At 59.8% G+C, this 18,493-nt stretch carries 16 protein-coding genes, 1 tRNA gene and 1 riboswitch; of the genes, 15 read left to right on the top strand and 2 right to left on the bottom strand.

Features of this window, described 5'->3' with window-relative positions:
• Position 1: 1 nt before the first annotated feature.
• Both pbpC and ACFO6X_RS13310 read right to left on the bottom strand, forming a co-directional pair.
• Positions 2-2,254, bottom strand: a complete 2,253-nt coding sequence (pbpC, locus tag ACFO6X_RS13315; RefSeq protein ID WP_382433954.1) for a penicillin-binding protein 1C — start codon at positions 2,252-2,254, stop codon at positions 2-4.
• 62 nt (positions 2,255-2,316) lie between these two features.
• Positions 2,317-2,393: transfer RNA gene (locus tag ACFO6X_RS13310), tRNA-Arg, on the bottom strand.
• A 112-nt stretch (positions 2,394-2,505) separates the two neighbouring features.
• On the opposite strand from ACFO6X_RS13310, the gene ACFO6X_RS13305 reads away from it, so the two are divergent.
• From ACFO6X_RS13305 to ACFO6X_RS13235, 15 genes are all read left to right on the top strand, one after another.
• Positions 2,506-3,252, top strand: coding sequence for a GNAT family N-acetyltransferase (locus ACFO6X_RS13305; protein WP_382433849.1), 747 nt, complete (start codon positions 2,506-2,508; stop codon positions 3,250-3,252).
• A 101-nt stretch (positions 3,253-3,353) separates the two neighbouring features.
• On the top strand, positions 3,354-4,229 hold the full coding sequence (locus tag ACFO6X_RS13300) for an HlyC/CorC family transporter (protein WP_382433847.1): 876 nt from the start codon (positions 3,354-3,356) through the stop codon (positions 4,227-4,229).
• Positions 4,226-5,821 carry an apolipoprotein N-acyltransferase gene (gene lnt, locus ACFO6X_RS13295; RefSeq protein WP_382433845.1) on the top strand — a complete coding sequence of 532 codons (1,596 nt, stop codon included), beginning with the start codon at positions 4,226-4,228 and terminating at the stop codon, positions 5,819-5,821. The genes ACFO6X_RS13300 and lnt overlap by 4 nt, the downstream gene beginning before the upstream one ends.
• Positions 5,822-5,904: 83 nt before the next feature.
• Positions 5,905-6,429 (top strand): bifunctional 3-hydroxydecanoyl-ACP dehydratase/trans-2-decenoyl-ACP isomerase, encoded by a 525-nt coding sequence (gene fabA, locus ACFO6X_RS13290; protein ID WP_382433843.1) that lies wholly within the window; start codon positions 5,905-5,907, stop codon positions 6,427-6,429.
• Positions 6,426-7,646: a beta-ketoacyl-ACP synthase I gene (gene fabB / locus ACFO6X_RS13285; RefSeq protein ID WP_382433841.1), complete on the top strand. Its 1,221-nt coding sequence runs from the start codon at positions 6,426-6,428 to the stop codon at positions 7,644-7,646. The genes fabA and fabB overlap by 4 nt, the downstream gene beginning before the upstream one ends.
• A 251-nt stretch (positions 7,647-7,897) precedes the next feature.
• Positions 7,898-8,971 (top strand): type II asparaginase, encoded by a 1,074-nt coding sequence (locus ACFO6X_RS13280; RefSeq protein WP_382433839.1) that lies wholly within the window; start codon positions 7,898-7,900, stop codon positions 8,969-8,971.
• 267 nt (positions 8,972-9,238) lie between these two features.
• Positions 9,239-10,144, top strand: coding sequence for a glycine--tRNA ligase subunit alpha (gene glyQ / locus ACFO6X_RS13275; protein ID WP_382433837.1), 906 nt, complete (start codon positions 9,239-9,241; stop codon positions 10,142-10,144).
• An 18-nt stretch (positions 10,145-10,162) separates the two neighbouring features.
• On the top strand, positions 10,163-12,301 hold the full coding sequence (glyS, locus tag ACFO6X_RS13270) for a glycine--tRNA ligase subunit beta (protein WP_382433835.1): 2,139 nt from the start codon (positions 10,163-10,165) through the stop codon (positions 12,299-12,301).
• Positions 12,302-12,314: 13 nt separating this feature from the next.
• Positions 12,315-12,935: a hypothetical protein gene (locus ACFO6X_RS13265; RefSeq protein WP_382433833.1), complete on the top strand. Its 621-nt coding sequence runs from the start codon at positions 12,315-12,317 to the stop codon at positions 12,933-12,935.
• Between the two features lie 8 nt (positions 12,936-12,943).
• Positions 12,944-13,537, top strand: coding sequence for a D-glycero-beta-D-manno-heptose 1,7-bisphosphate 7-phosphatase (gene gmhB / locus ACFO6X_RS13260; RefSeq protein ID WP_382433831.1), 594 nt, complete (start codon positions 12,944-12,946; stop codon positions 13,535-13,537).
• Positions 13,538-13,543: 6 nt separating this feature from the next.
• Positions 13,544-13,624: riboswitch (S-adenosyl-L-homocysteine riboswitch) on the top strand.
• Positions 13,625-13,700: 76 nt separating this feature from the next.
• Positions 13,701-15,134 (top strand): adenosylhomocysteinase, encoded by a 1,434-nt coding sequence (gene ahcY / locus ACFO6X_RS13255; protein ID WP_382433829.1) that lies wholly within the window; start codon positions 13,701-13,703, stop codon positions 15,132-15,134.
• Between the two features lie 24 nt (positions 15,135-15,158).
• A complete protein-coding gene (locus tag ACFO6X_RS13250; protein ID WP_382433827.1) occupies positions 15,159-16,160 on the top strand; it encodes a TlyA family RNA methyltransferase in 1,002 nt (333 codons plus the stop codon).
• Positions 16,157-17,023, top strand: coding sequence for a methylenetetrahydrofolate reductase [NAD(P)H] (gene metF / locus ACFO6X_RS13245; RefSeq protein WP_382433825.1), 867 nt, complete (start codon positions 16,157-16,159; stop codon positions 17,021-17,023). The genes ACFO6X_RS13250 and metF overlap by 4 nt, the downstream gene beginning before the upstream one ends.
• 110 nt (positions 17,024-17,133) lie before the next feature.
• Positions 17,134-17,748 carry an OmpW/AlkL family protein gene (locus ACFO6X_RS13240; protein ID WP_382433823.1) on the top strand — a complete coding sequence of 205 codons (615 nt, stop codon included), beginning with the start codon at positions 17,134-17,136 and terminating at the stop codon, positions 17,746-17,748.
• A 114-nt stretch (positions 17,749-17,862) separates the two neighbouring features.
• Positions 17,863-18,483, top strand: a complete 621-nt coding sequence (locus ACFO6X_RS13235) for a septal ring lytic transglycosylase RlpA family protein (protein WP_382433821.1) — start codon at positions 17,863-17,865, stop codon at positions 18,481-18,483.
• Positions 18,484-18,493 lie beyond the last annotated feature (10 nt).

The following is an 18,493-nucleotide window of genomic DNA, read 5'->3' as shown; positions in this document are numbered from 1 at the left end:
ATCAGCGCCCGCGTTGCGTGGCAGGCGCAATGGCATCAGCACGCACCCCAGCACCGCGCACCTCAATGCGCACTTCATCCAACAGCGTGCCACGGGCATCGGTCAGGGTGATGCGGTGCCGCCCTGGCCACGGCATCCAATTCCAAGATGGGCCTTGGCCCAGCGGTTTATCGTTAAGGTGCCAGCGCAGTTGAGCGGCATTTTTGCCCGCAGCCGAGGCATTAAGGTGCAGGCGCTGGTGCTTCGGGGGAATATCTGGGTCTAAGGCCAAGATGGTGCCCGCTACCGGGTTGGTGATGCGAATCGCCTGGTCTGGTAGTGCCAGCGCACCAGCAGCGCCAGCACCGGTATCTACCGCAAACAACGCCTGCTGTGTACCTGCCACAAACCATTCTGACCGAGCAGCCTCTAATGGCGTGCTTGCAGCCCCGCCCGGCAGCAGGCCAAACTGCACAGGCACACGCACCACGCCCGCAGGAGGCATGGGGGCCAAGCTGGATTGACGCTGGTGCAAATAGCCCATGATGGCCGCCCAAATCGGTGCTGCGCCACTGCTGCCACTGACATCGTGCATGGCTACGCCGCTGGCGTTGCCCACCCAAACCCCCACGGTGTAGCGTGCCGACCAGCCCACTGCCCAGTTATCGCGCATATCCTTGCTGGTACCCGTTTTCACGGCGCTCCAAAACCGGGTAGCTAACACGCTATCTGTGCCAAAGGTGCGGGCGCGGGCATTGTTGTCCGACAAAATATCGCCAACAATAAACGCCGCCTTGGCATCCAACGCCTGCTGCCATGCAGGGGTCTGAGGTTGCCTGGGCAGTAAGGCAGAAGCCACCGGGCTAGAACGCCCACCATTGGCCAACGTACGAAAGGCATTGCTCAAGTGCAACAACGCCACTTCACTGCTGCCCAAGGCCAAGCTATAACCAAAATAGCCGCCACTTTCACGCAGTGGTAAGCCCACGGCCTGCAACTGCGCAAAAAATGCATCCGGCGACACCATCACCAGCGTACGCACGGCTGGCACGTTCAGCGAGGCAGCCAACGCCGTGCGCACCGACACCCAGCCTTTGAACTGGCGGTCGTAGTTTTGCGGGATATACAAGCCACTGGCGGTGGGGAGATGCGCAGGAGAGTCTTCAATCAGTGAGGCCGCTGTCAACCGCCGCTGGGCAATGGCCTGTGCATACAAAAATGGCTTGAGCGTAGAGCCCGGTTGACGCAGGGCCAGCACGCTATCCACCTCCGCCGCTTGGCTCAATGGGCCTGAAGATCCCACCCACGCCAGCGCCTGCCCGCTGGCGTTGTCCAACACTACCACAGCGCCATCCTCCACATTGCGACCTTGCAACTCGCGCAGGTGCTGGGTCAGGGTGTGCACAGCAAAGCGTTGCAAGGAGGCCCGCAGGGTCGTAGTGAGTTGGGCAGGCACTGGGCCCGTGCTGGCCGCTTGGGCCACAGCACGCCGGGCAAAGTGCGGCGCCACCCCCTCACTGGCAGCCCAACTGCGCCGTGACAGGCTGGCACTGGCAAGCAACTCCAACCCCAGGCAATCTTGCTCGGCTGCCGACTTGAGCGGTGTGTGGGCCTGCATAGCCCGCCAAACACCACAGGCACGCTGCCCCACCAACGCAGCTTTGGCGTTGGGCGCACGCACCAAGGCCGCTGCAATGGCAGCCTCACGCTCATCCAGCCCATGTGCGGCCTTGCCAAACAGGGTGCGACTCAGGGCGTCAATGCCCACCACTTCACCACGGAAGGGCACCAAATTGAGATAAGCCTCCAAGATTTGGTCTTTGCGCCAGCGCCGCTCCAGCACCTGGGCTGCCACGGTTTGACTGAGCTTTTCGGTCACGGTTCTGCGGCCTGCACCGGGCGGCCCCTCGGCATCGAGCAATCCTGCCAGTTGCATGGTGATGGTGCTAGCGCCCCTGGTGCGCCGATGCCAGAGATTGCCCCAAGCGGCCGCCGACACCGCTTGCCAGTCCACCCCACTGTGCTCATAAAAACGCCGGTCTTCTGACAGCACCAAAGCCGTACGCAAAGCAGGCGAAACATCCGCCAGCGCCAACCATTGGCCTCGACGGACTTGGTGGTCAGTACGCAGGCGTTGCAGCACCTCTCCTTCCCGCGAGAGCACCAAGGTTTCTGAGGGCCGAAACTGGCGCTGCACTTCATCAAAACTGGGCAGAGCGCAGGCCGCTCCAGAGCACAGGCCCGCCAACAGTAAGGCGGCCACACGGCCCACCACATGAGGGCTTAATGGGTGGAATAGGTGCAGCAGCTTGAGAATGAGAAAAATAGCAAACAAGATGGCGCGGCGTGAGGGATTCGAACCCCCGACAGCCCGGGTAGAAGCCGGGTACTCTATCCAACTGAGTTAACGCCGCAGCAGGCGGGATTCTACGGCCTTGTAGCCCCAGTTGGATGGAGGTCACAAAATTGTTGCAGTGCAACAAAAAATGCTTGGAAAGTTGCCGGAAAACACCTAAAGTGGCAGCCATGATCTCGACCAAAGACTGGCTCAAGGCATCCTGGGACGCTGGCATTGATCTGCTGCGCCCAGTGAGTGACCGGGAAACCGGCGATGCAGCATGCCCCCCCCTACCCATCACCCGGCCTACCCTGGTAGTGCCTATACGCTCACTGGGCCCCACCTACAGAGAGCGCATTGCCACCCATCTGTTGGCGTTGGAGCCGGGCGACCGTTATTTGCGCTTTGGCTATCCTGCCAATGATGCACAAATCCACCGTTATGTAGCGCAGCTGGACTTTGAGCGCGATGAAATTTTTGGTGTCTACAACCGACGCCTAGAATTGATTGCAATGGCCCATCTGGCACTGGCCCAGCATCCAGAGCATGAACAGTGCGCCGAGTTTGGCGTCTCTGTGCTGCGCAAGGCGCGGGGACAAGGACTGGGCGCACGCCTATTTGAACGCGCCACCATCCACGCCCGCAATGCCGGGGTGCGTTTGGTTTTCATCCACGCCCTGTCAGAAAACACGGCCATGCTCAAAATCGTGCGCAATGCAGGGGCTGTCATTGAACAAGACGCCGGAGAGTCTGAGGCCTACCTCACTTTGCCACCTGCCAGCCTGGATTCGCGCATGACCGAACTGGTGGAACAACAATGGGCCGAGCTGGATTACCGGCTCAAACAGCAAGCACAACAGTTCCGGCACTTTCTGGCAGGGGTGCAAGAAATACGGCAAGGAGTACAAGCAGCACGCCACCAATCGGCGGAATAAACAGCACGGTGGGAGAAACACCCACCAAAAGATACCCGAGACGGCAGCCATCCGGTATCCTACCCACTCCTTCCACTACTGCACGTCCTGCATCCAAGGCTGTGTCTGATCCACACTCTGCGCGTTGGCCCGACAGGGAAGAAAAACGCACTTTCCTGCAAAAGCTGGTCGAGTTTATTCACCCTGGGCCAGACTCCAGGGCTGAGCTGCTGGAAGTCCTGACCGAAGCCGAGAGCAATGCGCTGATCGATGCCGAAGTGCGCCTGATGCTTGAGCGCGTCATTGGCCTGACCGATGTACGCGCAGGCGATGTGATGGTGCCAGCACCACGCATGGATATGCTTTCAGTCGATGCCTCGCTGGATGCACTGCTGCCCACCATCATCGGAGCCGGACACTCTCGTTTTCCGGTGTACCAAGGCGAACGCGAAAACATCGTTGGTATCCTGATTGCCAAAGACCTGCTCAAATTGCAGCACAGCCCACAACTGTCTGTGCGTGATCTACTGCGTCCGGCCATGTTTGTGCCCGAAAGCAAGGGGCTCAACGATCTCCTGCGTGAGTTTCGTGGCAATCGCAACCACATGGCCGTCGTCATCGATGAGTTTGGCCGGGTTGCTGGGCTCATCACCATTGAAGACGTGCTGGAACAAATTGTGGGCGAGATCGAAGACGAGTTCGATCTGCCCGAAGACCAGGGCGATATCCTCACCCTGCCCGACAAAACTCACCGCATCAGTGGCGACACCCCCATTGCACGGTTGACCGAAGCCCTAGGGGTGGCATTGTGCAGCACCGATACGGCCCTGAGTTTTGAGACCATCGGTGGCCTGATCGCCCACGAAATGGGCCATGCCCCTCGGCGCGGAGAGCAAATGCAGTTGTCAGGCCTGCAATTTTCTGTGCTGCACACCCGCGGTGGGGCTGTGCGCTGGTTGAAAGTCACTCCGGCAGCAACGCCACCCACTCTCCCGTGATAGCGCCAACGACAGCACGGACAGCAAACCCGTGGGTTCGGGGGGCATTGGCCCTGTGTGCAGGCGGGGCACAGGCGGCTTCGCTGGCTTGGCCAGGCAGTGGTCAACCTTTGTGGTGGTTGCAACTGGCATCCATCGCCGTATTGGCTTGGCTAGTGCGCCCGCCTGTGCCTTGGCGTCAGGCCGCACGGTACGGGGGCATTTTTGCAACCACATGGCTGGCAGGCACCTTTTGGTGGTTGTTTATTTCTATGCACACCTATGGCGGATTGGCAGCGCCATTGGCCGTGTTGGCCGTGCTGGCACTGGCCGGTTTTTTAGCCAGCTACTATGCTGGGGCACTGGCCCTGTTTGCCCAATTGGCACCACGCCAGCACCGAGGGCTGACAGCACTCGCCTTTGGCAGCGTCTGGCTTTTAGCAGAATTGGCCCGTGGCACTTGGTGGACAGGCTTTCCCTGGGGTGCTAGCGGTTATGCCCATGTAGACGGCCCACTGGCCGCGCTAGCGCGCACAGTAGGGGTGTATGGCATTGGCTTTGTGACGGCGGCAGTGGGCATGCTGATGGTGCAGACCCAACGCACCGACCTGCACCGCCTTCGTGCCTGGCTGCTCGGATTGGCTCTGCTCGGTGGGCTGGGCCTGCTGCATTGGCAACGCGATTGCGCCATCGATCTGTGTGCATCCACCTCAGCGCCACAGCCCCCCCCTATCACCTTGGCCCTCTTGCAAGGCAACATTCCCCAAGATGAAAAATTTCAGCCCGGCAGCGGCGTGCCATTGGCACTACGTTGGTATGCCCGCGCTCTGAAGAGTGCTCAGGCAGACCTGGTGATTGCCCCAGAAACGGCCATCCCCTTGCTGCCACAGCAATTGCTACCTGGCTATCTGGAGGGGCTAGAGCAACACTACCGCTCTGGGGCACAAGCAGCCTTGTTGGGCATCCCGCTGGGAGATATGCGCCAAGGCTATACCAACTCGGTGATTGGCTGGCAGCTTGGGCAACAGACCGCTTACCGCTACGATAAACACCATCTGGTGCCTTTTGGCGAATTTATCCCGCCACTGTTCAAGTGGTTTACCGAGATGATGAACATCCCATTGGGGGACTTCAACCGGGGCGCGTTGGCCCAACTGCCCATGCACTGGCGCGGGCAACGCATTGCCCCCAATATCTGCTACGAAGACTTGTTTGGCGAAGAACTGGCCGCCCGCTTTGCCCACCCCACCCAGGCACCCACAATTTTTGTCAACTTCAGCAACATTGCTTGGTTTGGTGACAGCCTAGCCATCGACCAACATTTACACATCAGTCGAATGCGGGCGCTAGAGTTTGAGCGTCCCATGGTGCGTGCAACCAACACCGGCGCCACCGCCGTCATTGACCACCGAGGCAAAGTCACATACCAAGTGCCACGCCTGACGCGCACCATACTGACCGCACAGGTGCAAGGGCGTGATGGCCCCCCCACGCCCTATGCCTTCTGGGCGGCACGTTGGGGCTTGTGGCCCCTGTGGGCAGGGGCTACTCTGGTACTGTTGCTGGCATGGCGCACACAACGGTCTGCCACAAGGCCCTCACTGGCGGGATAATGGAGGGTTGACACCGCCCGCAGGCGGACTACAAAGCAGAGAAACCGAAGCGGCATGGCCGCTGTTGTGGAGCACGATTGAACATGGCAGATTCCTTTTCCTATGAACAACTGATTGCCTCGGGCGAAGGACGGCTGTTCAGCCCCGACAGTGGCCGTCTGCCGCTGCCCCCTATGCTGATGTTCGACCGCATCACCCATATCGATGCCGATGGCGGCGCCCACGGACTGGGCCGCATCGTGGCCGAGTTGGACGTCAAACCCGATCTGTGGTTCTTTGCCTGCCACTTCCAAGGCGATCCGGTCATGCCCGGCTGCTTGGGGCTGGATGCGATGTGGCAATTGATTGGCTTTTACCTCACTTGGCTGCAACTGCCGGGCCGGGGTCGTGCCTTGGGTGCAGGTGAAGTCAAGTTCACCGGCGAAGTCGGGCCAGATGTCAAATTGGTCACCTACGAAATCGACATCAAGCGCGTGATCAAGCGCAAGCTGAATATGGCCATTGGCGATGCCCGTCTGTTGGCCGATGGCAAAGAAATTTATGTCGCCAACGACCTGCGCGTAGGGTTGTTCATGCGTGAGGGCGAGGGCAAGGAGACCGCAGCATGAGCAAAAAACGGGTAGTCATCACAGGCACGGGCATTGTCTCGTGCATTGGCAACGACCGGGCCACAGTCGTGCAATCCCTGCGCGAGAGCCGCTCTGGCATTCGCGCGATGCCCGCCTTTACCGAGTTGGGGCTGCGCACCCAAGTGGCAGGCATTCCGCACATCAACCTCGAAGAACGCATCGACCGTAAGCAATTGCGTTTTATGGGTGATGCAGCAGCCTACGCGCACATCTCTTTGCAAGACGCCATTGCCCAAGCGGGCCTCACACCCGCGCAAGTCTCGCACCCGCGCACCGGCTTGATTATGGGTTCGGGCGGTGGCTCTCCTGCCAACCAAATCGAAGCCGCCGATGTGCTGCGCAGCAAGGGCATCCGCCGCGTCGGGCCTTACCAGGTCACACGCTGCATGAGTTCTACCGTGTCGGCCTGCTTGTCGACCAATTTTGCCATCAAGGGCATCAACTACTCCATCACCTCGGCTTGCAGCACGTCGGCCCATTGCATTGGCGCAGCCGCGCAGCAAATTGCTTGGGGGATGCAGGATGTGATGTTTGCTGGTGGTGGCGAAGAACTGAGCTGGGGCATGGCCTTGCTGTTTGATGGCATGGGTGCCATGTCCAGCAAGTACAACGAAACCCCCGAGAAAGCCTCGCGCGCCTACGATGCCCACCGCGATGGCTTTGTCATCGCTGGAGGTGGCGGCGCGGTGGTGTTGGAAAGTCTAGACCATGCTTTGGCCCGTGGCGCGACCATTTTGGGCGAAGTGGTCGGTTTTGGTGCCACTTCGGATGGCGAAGACATGGTAGCCCCCTCGGGCGAGGGTGCCATTGCCTGTATGCGCCAAGCCATTGAGGGCTTGGATGGCCCGATTGATTACATCAACACCCACGGCACTTCCACCCCAGTGGGTGATGTGCCTGAACTGCGGGCCATCCGCGCTGTGTTTGGCGATGCCATTCCGCCGTTTTCGTCCACCAAGTCGCTCACCGGGCATTCGTTGGGCGCTACCGGGGTGCAAGAGGCCATTTACTGCCTGTTGATGCTGCAAGACGGCTTTATCGCTGGTTCTGCCAACGTCGAGACCTTGGAGCCTGCCGCCGAGGGTATGCCGCTGGTCACCGTCACGCGCAACGCACCCATCCGCACTGCTCTGTCCAACAGCTTTGGCTTTGGTGGCACCAACGCCAGTTTGGTGCTGCGCCGCTGGGAGCCATAAACCGCTCACTCAGCCTTTGCGGTCGCTCCTGTTATGGCCTGCCTGCGCACCACGGTGCAGGCAGGCTTTTTGCTTTTTGGCCACAAGCCCAGCCTCATGGGCTCGGGGTAAACGATAGGTTCATCAAAATTCAACCAATTTCTGATCTATGTGGGTACCAATTTCTCATAAGATGGTGTACCGCCCAACAGGCGGACAGGGGTCATCCGCCCAACCGGCGGGGCCTGAACCATCATCTGGAAAGCTTACTCATGCACATTTCCTCTCCCATCTCGCGCCGCTGGTTTGCTGGCGTCGTGCTGTCTGCCATGTCTGCCGTTGCAATGGCCCAAGCCGCCAAACCCCATGTGGTTGTGCTGGCTACCGGCGGCACTATTGCTGGTGCAGGCGCATCGGCAGCCAATAGCGCCACCTATGCAGCCGCCAAAGTCCCCGTAGACAAACTGCTGGCGGGCCTGCCTGAGTTGAGCAGCGTTGCCAAGGTCTCTGGTGAACAAGTGTTCCAGATTGCCTCCGAGAGCTTTACCAACGAGCATCTGCTCAAGCTGGGCCAACGTGTCTCTGCTCTGAGCAAGCAGGCCGATGTGGATGGCATCGTCATCACCCACGGCACTGATACGCTGGAAGAAACCGCCTACTTCCTGAACTTGGTAGTGCGCACCACCAAACCGATTGTGGTGGTGGGCTCCATGCGTCCCGGCACGGCTTTGTCGGCAGATGGCGCGCTCAACCTGTATGACGCCGTGAGCGTGGCTGCCAGCAAGGATGCCACAGGCAAGGGCGTGCTGGTCACGATGAACGACGAGATTCAGAGTGGCCGTGATGTGAGCAAGAGCATCAACATCAAGACCGAAGCCTTCAAGAGCCAATGGGGGCCGCTGGGCATGGTGGTAGAGGGCAAGAACTACTGGTTCCGCGCCCCGGTCAAGCGCCACACCATGACGTCTGAATTCAACATCGACGACATCAAAGCCCTGCCTGCGGTAGATATTGTCTTTGGCTACAGCAACATGAACACCACTGGCATTGAAGCTTATGGCAAAGCCGGCGTGAAGGCGCTGGTACACGCTGGCACCGGCAATGGCTCGGTGGCTGCACAAGCGGTGGACTCGCTCAAGGCTCTGCGCGCCCAAGGCGTACAAATTGTGCGCTCGGCCCGCGTGCCCGACGGCTTTGTGCTGCGCAATGCCGAGCAACCTGACGACAAATACGACTGGGTTGTTGCCCACGATTTGCGTCCCCAAAAAGCCCGCATCTTGGCGATGGTGGCCCTGACCAAAACCAATGACAGCAAAGAATTGCAACGTATCTTCTGGGAATACTGATCTTCCAAGATAGGATGTTGCGTCCCTTCCAAGCAGTTGTTTGGAAGGTGAGCAGGCCAAAGGGCAACACGCCCCGAATGTGCCATTTGACAAGGCCAGCACCCCCAAAGGGTGCTGGCCTTTGTTGCTGCAAGCCGCGCAATCTGCGCCCGTATCACCCGCCCCCTAAAATCATGGGCTGCACACACGCGGTGGCACCACCCTCGCGCGCCTTTTTACCCTTTCTTATTGCCCGGCCCTGGCCCCGCCAGCGGGCCTCTCAAAGCCATGTTGACCTTCCAGCAAATCATCTTGAAGTTGCAGTCCTACTGGGATGCCCAGGGCTGCGCACTCCTGCAACCCTACGACATGGAAGTGGGCGCTGGCACCTCGCACACCGCCACCTTTTTGCGCGCCGTTGGCCCCGAACCTTGGAAGGCAGCGTATGTGCAACCCAGCCGCCGCCCCAAAGATGGCCGCTATGGCAACAACCCCAACCGCCTGCAGCACTACTACCAGTACCAAGTAGTGCTCAAACCCGCACCCGCCAACATTTTGGAGCTGTATCTGGGCAGCCTAGAGGCGCTGGGCTTTGACCTCCAAAAGAACGACATCCGTTTTGTGGAAGACGATTGGGAAAACCCCACGCTGGGCGCTTGGGGCTTGGGCTGGGAAGTCTGGCTCAATGGCATGGAAGTGACGCAGTTCACCTACTTCCAGCAAGTGGGCGGCATAGACTGCAAACCCGCCACTGGCGAGATCACCTACGGCCTTGAGCGTCTGGCGATGTACCTGCAAGGCGTAGACAACGTCTACAACCTGCAATGGACAGACACCCTCAAATATGGTGATGTGTACCACCAAAACGAAGTCGAGCAGTCCACCTACAACTTTGAGCACTCCGACGCCGATTTTCTGTTTACCGCCTTCAATGCCCACGAAAAGCAGGCCCAATACCTGATGGAGCAGCAACTCGCCCTGCCCGCCTACGAGCAAGTGCTCAAGGCCGCACACAGCTTTAACCTGCTGGATGCACGCGGTGCCATCAGCGTGACCGAGCGCGCCGCCTACATTGGTCGCATCCGCAACTTGGCACGGGCCGTGGCGCAAAGCTACTACGAAAGCCGTGAACGCCTGGGCTTTCCGATGGCCCCGCGCGAGTGGGTCGCACAAATCCAGAAAAAATCCGCCTGAAGACGGGAGAACCCCAACATGACCACACAAAACCTGCTCGTCGAACTCTTTGTCGAAGAACTGCCCCCCAAAGCCCTGCAAAAGCTGGGCGATGCCTTTGCGGGCCTGTTGTTTGAGCAACTCCAAGCCCAAGGACTGACCTCTGCCGACACCGTGGTCACGCCCTATGCCTCGCCACGCCGCTTGGCTGCGCACATCAGCCACATTTGGCTCAAGGCCGAAGACAAGCCCGTGCAAGTCAAGCTGATGCCCGTGGCCGTGGGTCTGGATGCCCAAGGCCATGCCACCCCCGCCTTGCTGAAAAAACTGGCCGCCATCGGGGCCGACATTGACCCCACCGACCCCGCTGCCGTGGCAGCCAGCTTGCACCGCGCTCCCGATGGCAAAACCGAAGCCTTGTTCTATCACAGCCTTGTCACTGGGGCCACGTTGGACATCGGCCTGCAAAAAGCCTTGGATGAAGCCATTGCCAAGCTGCCTATTCCCAAAGTCATGACCTACCAATTGGAGCGCGACTGCGAGCTGCCTGGCTGGAGCAGCGTGCATTTTGTGCGCCCAGCCCACGGCTTGGTGGCACTGCATGGCAGCACCGTGGTGCCCGTCAAGGCGCTGGGCTTGCAGGCAGGTCACAGTACCCAAGGGCACCGTTTTGAAGCCACTGTGTCGCCCGTGGCAATTCCAGACGCCGACAGCTACGCCACCACCTTGGCGCGCGATGGCGCTGTGATTGCCAGCTTCACCGAGCGCCGCGCCAACATCGCCCGCCAACTGGCCGCAGCAGCCGAGCGCATCGGCAACGGCGTGCGCCCCATTGACGATGCCGCCTTGCTGGATGAAGTCACGGCGCTGGTGGAGCGCCCCAACGTGCTGGTATGCCAGTTTGAAGCAGAATTCCTCGACGTGCCGCAGGAATGCCTGATCCTCACAATGAAGGCAAACCAAAAATACTTCCCACTGCTGGATGCTGCGGGCAAGCTCACCAACCAGTTTTTGGTGGTCAGCAACATCAGCCCCGAAGACGCCAGCGCCGTGGTGGGTGGCAACGAGCGCGTGGTGCGGCCCCGTCTGGCCGATGCCAAATTCTTCTTTGACCAAGACCGCAAAAAGACGCTGGCCTCGCGCGTGGAATCTTTGGGCAAAGTGGTGTACCACAACAAACTCGGCACCCAAGGCGAGCGCGTGCAGCGCGTGCGCGCCATTGCCCATGCCATTGCCCAAGCTTTGGGCGATGCCGCCCTGCCCCAGTGGATAGACCAAGCCGCCTTGTTGGCTAAAACCGACCTGGTGACCGACATGGTGGGCGAGTTCCCCGAACTGCAAGGCATTATGGGCCGCTACTATGCCCTCAACGATGGCTTGAGCACCGACGTGGCCGATGCCATTGAAGACCACTACAAGCCCCGTTTTGCCGGCGATACCTTGCCACGCAACACCACCGGCGTGGTGGTGGCGCTGGCCGACAAGCTCGAAACCTTGGTCGGTATGTTTGGCATTGGCAACCTGCCCACCGGCGACCGCGACCCGTTCGCGCTGCGCCGCCATGCCTTGGGCGTGATTCGCATGTTGGTGGAAAAAGACCTGCCGTTAGACTTGGGCACACTGCTGGCCAGCGCCGTTCCGGCCTTTGGCGACAAAATCCAAGACGCCACCCCGGCTCTGGCCGACTTTATCTATGACCGTCTGGCAGGCTCCTTGCGCGAGCAAGGCTACCGCGCCCAAGAGGTGGAAGCCGTGCTGGCCCTGCGCCCGCAACGTCTGGCCGAAGTCGCCAAGCGCCTCGAGGCTGTGCGCGCCTTTGCCGCCCTGCCCGAAGCCCCCGCTTTGGCCGCTGCCAACAAGCGCGTAGGCAACATTTTGAAGAAGGCCGGCGAAGTCGATGCCCATGTCAACCCGGCACTATTGCAAGAGCAAGCAGAACAAGACTTGTTTGCTGCCTTGCAACGCTTTGTGCCCGAGGCCAATGCGCAATTTGATGCGGGCGACTACACCACCAGCCTACAGACGCTGGCCGTGCTGCGCGCACCTGTCGATGCCTTCTTTGATGATGTGATGGTCAATGCAGAAGAGCTGGATCTGCGCCTGAACCGCCAAGGTCTGCTCAAAACCCTGCACGAAGCCATGAACCGCGTGGCCGACTTGTCACGTTTGGCCGCTTGAGGGCAAAACAGGCATGGCATTGACGGCACAGCAACGCATAGCATGGTGGCTGTTTGCGCCCCCTGCACTGTTGGCCGGATTGCGCTGGCTGTTGCAATGGCAAGAAGGGCGCGGCCCAACCATCACCGCGCTACCACTGTCACCCTTTGCTGGGGCGCAGCCCTTGTCGGCCATGCTCTGGCAGTTGGCTGGGCCATTGTTGGCCTTGCTGGTGCTAACGCTCGGCCTGTGGCTGGTGCGGCGGCGCTGGGGCTGGCACACCGTGCAACGCATGCTGTTGGGGTTGTGGGTTGCCGTTTGTTTGGTGGGCTGTGCAGCCTTGCTGTGGCGGCCCTACAACCTACAAGGCTTGCAACCCTTGGCCCCGGTGCAAGCACAAGTCTTGGGCAGCCATGCCAAACTTCCCAATCTGCGCAGCACCGGTGGCACCGAGCTGGTATTGCGCATCGCCAACCTAGAGCCTTTGCAACAGGTGCTGATCGACGATCCACAGGCGGCCCAATGGCAACCTGGGCAAACCACATTACTGTTGCAATGGGCGCAGGGACGCCATAGAGGCTTGTTTATCACGGGTTGGCAGGTGCTTGCCCCCACAGCGCCAGCAGCTACCACACCTGCGGCTTTGCTCCCATAATCTGGCCCATGAAACTCGCCATTCTTGACCGTGACGGCACCATCAACGCCTTGGGCGAGGATGAGTTCATCACGTCCCCTGCTGACTGGAAACCCCTGCCCGGCGCTTTGGATGCCATTGCCCGACTCAACCATGCGGGCTGGCATGTGGTAGTGGCTGCCAATCAGCCAGGGCTGGGGCGTGGCCTGTTCGACATGGTCACGCTCAATGCAGTGCATGCGGCCATGCACAAACAACTGGCCGCTGTAGGAGGGCGCATTGACGCGGTGTTTTATTGCCCCCACGCCCCCGATGAAGGTTGTCATTGCCGCAAACCCGCTCCGGGCCTGCTAGAGCAGATTTGCGAGCGTTATGGTGTCGACCCAGACAAAGTGTGCATTATTGGCAGTTGCTTGTCACACATGCAGGCAGGTGCCGCTGTGCATGGCATTCTGCACTTGGTTTGCACCGGCCAAGCCGCCGGAGTAGACCCCAGCGCACCGCTGCCCCCCGAATGGCCCGCCGGTGTCCAAACCCATACCAGCATGGTGGCGCTGGTGGATCATTTGCTGGCTCCCCCCAAACCCCCAGCCACCACTGTGCTGTCTGCCAACTCCGTATAATCGGCCACTTCCGAGGAGCGTTGCAGCGCCCCCAGCACAGCGGGGCGTGAGGCTCGGAACCCACCCTAGCAACGACGCTCATCCACTTCCGGTGCGGTGAGCTTTTCTTTTCTGCAATTTCCGTGTCGGCCAGTGGTTTGTTCACCCCTGTTTGGAGCCGCCCATGAATGCACCTTCTTCCACCTTTGCCAACGCCGATTGCGCGATTGCCGACATCACCTTGGCCGCTTGGGGCCACAAAGAAATTCGCATTGCCGAGACCGAAATGCCCGGCCTGATGGCCATCCGCGAAGAATTTGCCGCCAGCCAGCCCCTCAAGGGCGCGCGCATCACCGGTAGCTTGCACATGACCATTCAAACGGCGGTGCTGATTCAAACGTTGGAAGCACTGGGCGCACAAGTGCGTTGGGCCTCGTGCAACATCTTCAGCACCCAAGACCACGCCGCCGCTGCCATTGCCGATGGTGGTACGCCCGTGTTTGCTGTCAAAGGTGAATCGCTCAAAGACTACTGGGACTACACCCACCGCATTTTTGAGTTTGGCGCAGCCGGCACCCCCGGCGAAGGCCCGAACATGATTTTGGACGATGGCGGCGATGCCACCATGCTGATGCACTTGGGCCAGCGCGCCGAGAAAGACCTGTCCGTTTTGGACAAGCCCACCAGCGAAGAAGAAACCATCCTGTTTGCCGCCATCCGCGCCAAACTGGCGGTAGATGCCACTTGGTACACCCGTAAGTCGGCTGACATCATCGGCGTGACCGAAGAAACCACCACCGGCGTCCACCGCCTGAACGAGATGTCGGCCAAGGGCACGCTGCTGTTCCGCGCCATCAACGTCAACGACTCCGTCACCAAGAGCAAGTTTGACAACCTCTACGGCTGCCGCGAATCCTTGGTGGACGGCATCAAACGCGCCACCGATGTGATGATTGCCGGCAAAGTCGCCTGTGTGGCCGGTTATGGCGATGTGGGCAAGGGCAGCGCCCAAGCCCTGCGCGCCCTGAGCGCCCAAGTCTGGGTGACCGAGATTGACCCCATCAACGCCCTGCAAGCCGCGATGGAAGGCTACAAAGTGGTCACGATGGAATACGCCGCCGATAAGGCCGACATCTTCGTCACCACCACCGGCAACCGCGATGTGATTCGCCACGAACACATGGTGGCGATGAAAGACCAAGCCATCGTCTGCAACATCGGCCACTTTGACAACGAAATCGATGTGGCCTCGATTGAGCAATACGAGTGGGAAGAAATCAAGCCGCAGGTAGACCACATCAAGTTCCCCGATGGCAAGAAAATCATCCTGCTGGCCAAGGGCCGTTTGGTCAATTTGGGCTGCGCCACCGGCCACCCCAGCTTTGTCATGAGCGCCTCGTTTGCCAACCAAACCATCGCCCAAATTGAGCTGTTCACCAAGCCCGAGCAATACCAAGCCGGTAAGGTCTATGTGTTGCCCAAGCATTTGGACGAAAAAGTGGCCCGCCTGCACCTGAAAAAAGTGGGTGCCATGCTCACCGAGCTGACCGATGCCCAAGCCGCCTATATTGGCGTACCGAAAAACGGCCCCTACAAGGCCGACAGCTACCGCTACTAAGCCAACCAGAGAGTGTGACCCGCTATGCGTGCAGATGTTTTTTTGGTAGAAAAAGGCCATGCCGCCACGCGCTCGCAAGCGCAGCGGCTGATTGCAGCCGGGGTGGAGTGGCGCTTGTCGTCCTTTGCGCCGTGGCAAAAAGTGGCCAAAAACGGCGATGAAATCCCAGTCATGGCCGAGTTGCGGTTACTCGATAGCGCCGAGGCCAAATACATCTCGCGCGGTGGTCTCAAACTCGAAGGGGCGCTGGCCGCCACGGGCTTTTCCGTGGCCGGGCTGCGCTGCTTGGATGTAGGCCAAAGCACCGGCGGCTTTACCGATTGCCTGCTGCAACAAGGCGCAGCCCAAGTGATTGGCGTGGACGTGGGCCACGGCCAGTTGCATGAGCGCCTGCGCCAAGATGCGCGGGTGGTCTGTGTGGAAGGGCTGAACGCCCGCCACCTGACCGCCGAGAGCCTGCAAGCGGCCTGCGAATTGGCGCTGTCTGAAGTGGTGGAAGAAGACCCCGAAGACAACGACACCCAGCCCGTGGCCCCGTACAGCTGGATGCGCAATGGCGGTGTGGTCGATGAAGCCTACGACGACAGCGATGATGCCAAAGAGCACGATATCGAAGCCTTCAAAGCCGAGCGGGCCGCCAAACAGCAAGCCCGTCAAGCGGGCACGCTGCCGGTGCAACACCGTCGCCGTGCTGGGCTAGAAGACGTCAACATCACGCCGGAGTTTGACTTCATCACGGGTGATTTGTCGTTTATCTCTTTAACCTTGGTGCTACCGGCCTTGGTGCCCTTGCTGGCTCCCGGTGGCACGCTGCTGATGTTGGTCAAACCGCAATTTGAACTGCAACCCGGCCAAGTGGGCAAGGGTGGCATTGTGCGCGATGCCAGCCTCTATCCGGTGGTGGAGCAGCGCCTCCGCGAGGCTTGCGCCAGTGCTGGGTTGCCAGTGCAAACGTGGCTAGATAGCCCGATTGCTGGCGGTGATGGCAACCGCGAATTCTTTATTTCTGCTCGGAGGGCGGCATGAGCGCATCCAAACCCCTTTCTTCTGCTGTTAGCGCATTGCCGCTGAGTGTGGAATTTTTCCCACCCAAAACTCCCGAGGGGGCTGAGAAGCTGCGTGCCGTGCGCCAGCAACTGTATGCACTGCGGCCCGAGTTCTGCTCCGTCACCTACGGCGCGGGCGGCTCGACACAAGACGGCACGCTGCAAACCGTACAGGCCATCTTAGACGAGGGCCAACAAGGCGCTTCGCATTTCACCTGTGTGGGCGCTTCGCGCGACTCGGTGCGCGAAAAGCTGGCCCTGTTCCAATCGATGGGACTGCGGCGCTTAGTGGCCTTGCGCGGCGATTTGCCCAGCGGCTACGGTGGTATGGGTGAATTTCGCTATGCCGCCGATCTGGTGGCTTTCATCCGCGCCGAAACCGGCGACCACTTCCACTTGGAGGTAGCAGCCTACCCCGAGATGCACCCACAAGCCAAATCCCCAGAAGCCGACTTGCAAGCCTATGTGGCCAAAGTCAAGGCCGGGGCCAATTCGGCAATCACACAATTCTTTTTCAATACCGATGCCTATTTCCGCTTTGTCGATGACGCACACCGGCTAGGCGCTGACATACCCGTGGTGCCAGGCATCATGCCCATCATCAACTCCAGCGGCATCTTGCGCTTTGCCGATAGCTGCGGGGCAGAGGTGCCACGTTGGATTCGCCTGCGCCTGCAATCCTATGGCGACGATACCGCCAGCATCAAAGCCTTTGGCTTGGATGTAGTCGCCCAATTGTGCGAACAACTGCGCCAAGGCGGGGCACCTGCTTTGCACTTTTACACCATGAACCAAAGCACAGCCACACTGGAAATTTGCCAGCGCCTCGGCCTAGCACAGTGATGTTTTTTTACCCAGCCAGCATGGTGCTTGACGCATGTCAAGCACCATCCGGGCGTAGCGTTTTCCAATCCAGCCTAGGGAATGTTCCCTGGTTTTTCCGGATTTCCTTCATGAAAAAAACTACCCTGGTCGCCGCCCTGCTGGGTACCGTGTTGTCGTCCTCCGCGTTTGCACAACCAATCACCGAAGGCTCCTGGATGGTGCGTGCCCGTGCTGTGCATCTGGACAGCAGCAACGGCGACTCGACACCTCTGGGCCTGTCCGTCAACAACAAGTGGCTGCCAGAAGTTGATTTCACTTACTTCTACACCAAAAATCTGGCTGTCGAGTTGATCCTGACCGTGCCACAAAAACACACCTTGTACTCCAATGGTGGTGCTATCGGCTCCTTCAAGCACCTGCCTCCCACCCTGACAGCACAGTACCACTTTACCGATCTGGGCAAGATCAAGCCCTATGTGGGCGCTGGTGTCAATTACACCCGCCTGTCGAGTGTGAACTTCGCGCCTACGGTGGCCGCCGCCCTCAACCCCTCGGTAGACAAGAACAGCTGGGGCTTGGCTATTCAAGCCGGTGTTGATATTCCACTGGGCAACAATCTGTACCTGAATTTGGACGTGAAAAAGGTGCAAATCCGTACCGATGTGTCCTCTTTTGGCAAGAATGTGGGTGAATTCAAGGTCGATCCCGTACTGTTCGGCATCGGTCTGGGCTGGCGCTTCTAAGCCCCCCACTGTTGGCCTGTCCATCCCGCCTTGTGCGGGATTTTTTCTGGGTATGGGGCACCTATCCACTGCGCTACCATCAGCGCCCCTGCTTTTTTGGAAAGGCCCTGGCGCATGTCCCTGTTGCCAACTATCCGATGGTGGCGGTGTCGCCCCGTGCAACTGCTGATCTATGCTTTACTGACGCTGGGAGCAGGCATCGCCAGCGCCAACGACTCCACCACGCCACCGCCGCCGGAGGAAGACTCCCCCAGCGCCACCACCACCCCACCGCCCCCGGCTCTAGGCCTCAAGGTGCCTGACGCTGGAGCATTGGTCGTGCCGGTGCAAAGCGATCTCATCGGCACCGACAGCACAGGCAAAACGGCACCAGAAGCTACCGGCTTGCCCCAAGTAGATTTGCAGTTTCCGCAGGAATATGGCTTGGCCTCTTGGTACGGCGCCAAACAGCATAAGAAACGCACCGCCAGTGGCGAATTATTCGACATGCACGATTTCACGGCGGCCCACCCCACCCTGCCCTTTGGCTCCAGGGTGTGTGTGCGCAGCGCCCTCACCGGGCGTGAGGTCGTCGTGCGCATCAATGACCGGGGGCCACATGGTGGCAAGCGTGTCATCGATATCAGCCGCGCGGCGGCTGAAGCCTTGGGCATGGTTCAGCTTGGCACCAAGCCTGTGACCCTGCATACCTTGCCCGACGACGATAGCACTTGTCCACCACCGGAGTCAGACTAAGCGGCCCACC

Origin of the sequence: Giesbergeria sinuosa (assembly GCF_042652905.1) — a bacterium.
Lineage (GTDB): Bacteria > Pseudomonadota > Gammaproteobacteria > Burkholderiales > Burkholderiaceae_C > Simplicispira > Simplicispira sinuosa.
Note: the sequence above shows the minus strand (reverse complement) of the source record. Positions and strands in the feature narration are given on the sequence as shown.

Coding starts and splice junctions, on each gene's coding strand:
- ACFO6X_RS13305 (WP_382433849.1), top strand. CDS start 2,506: ATGATCTCGACCAAAGACTGGCTCAAGGCATCCTGGGACGCTGGCATT.
- fabA (WP_382433843.1), top strand. CDS start 5,905: ATGGCAGATTCCTTTTCCTATGAACAACTGATTGCCTCGGGCGAAGGA.
- fabB (WP_382433841.1), top strand. CDS start 6,426: ATGAGCAAAAAACGGGTAGTCATCACAGGCACGGGCATTGTCTCGTGC.
- ACFO6X_RS13280 (WP_382433839.1), top strand. CDS start 7,898: ATGCACATTTCCTCTCCCATCTCGCGCCGCTGGTTTGCTGGCGTCGTG.
- glyQ (WP_382433837.1), top strand. CDS start 9,239: ATGTTGACCTTCCAGCAAATCATCTTGAAGTTGCAGTCCTACTGGGAT.
- glyS (WP_382433835.1), top strand. CDS start 10,163: ATGACCACACAAAACCTGCTCGTCGAACTCTTTGTCGAAGAACTGCCC.
- ACFO6X_RS13265 (WP_382433833.1), top strand. CDS start 12,315: ATGGCATTGACGGCACAGCAACGCATAGCATGGTGGCTGTTTGCGCCC.
- gmhB (WP_382433831.1), top strand. CDS start 12,944: ATGAAACTCGCCATTCTTGACCGTGACGGCACCATCAACGCCTTGGGC.
- ahcY (WP_382433829.1), top strand. CDS start 13,701: ATGAATGCACCTTCTTCCACCTTTGCCAACGCCGATTGCGCGATTGCC.
- ACFO6X_RS13250 (WP_382433827.1), top strand. CDS start 15,159: ATGCGTGCAGATGTTTTTTTGGTAGAAAAAGGCCATGCCGCCACGCGC.
- metF (WP_382433825.1), top strand. CDS start 16,157: ATGAGCGCATCCAAACCCCTTTCTTCTGCTGTTAGCGCATTGCCGCTG.
- ACFO6X_RS13240 (WP_382433823.1), top strand. CDS start 17,134: ATGAAAAAAACTACCCTGGTCGCCGCCCTGCTGGGTACCGTGTTGTCG.
- ACFO6X_RS13235 (WP_382433821.1), top strand. CDS start 17,863: ATGTCCCTGTTGCCAACTATCCGATGGTGGCGGTGTCGCCCCGTGCAA.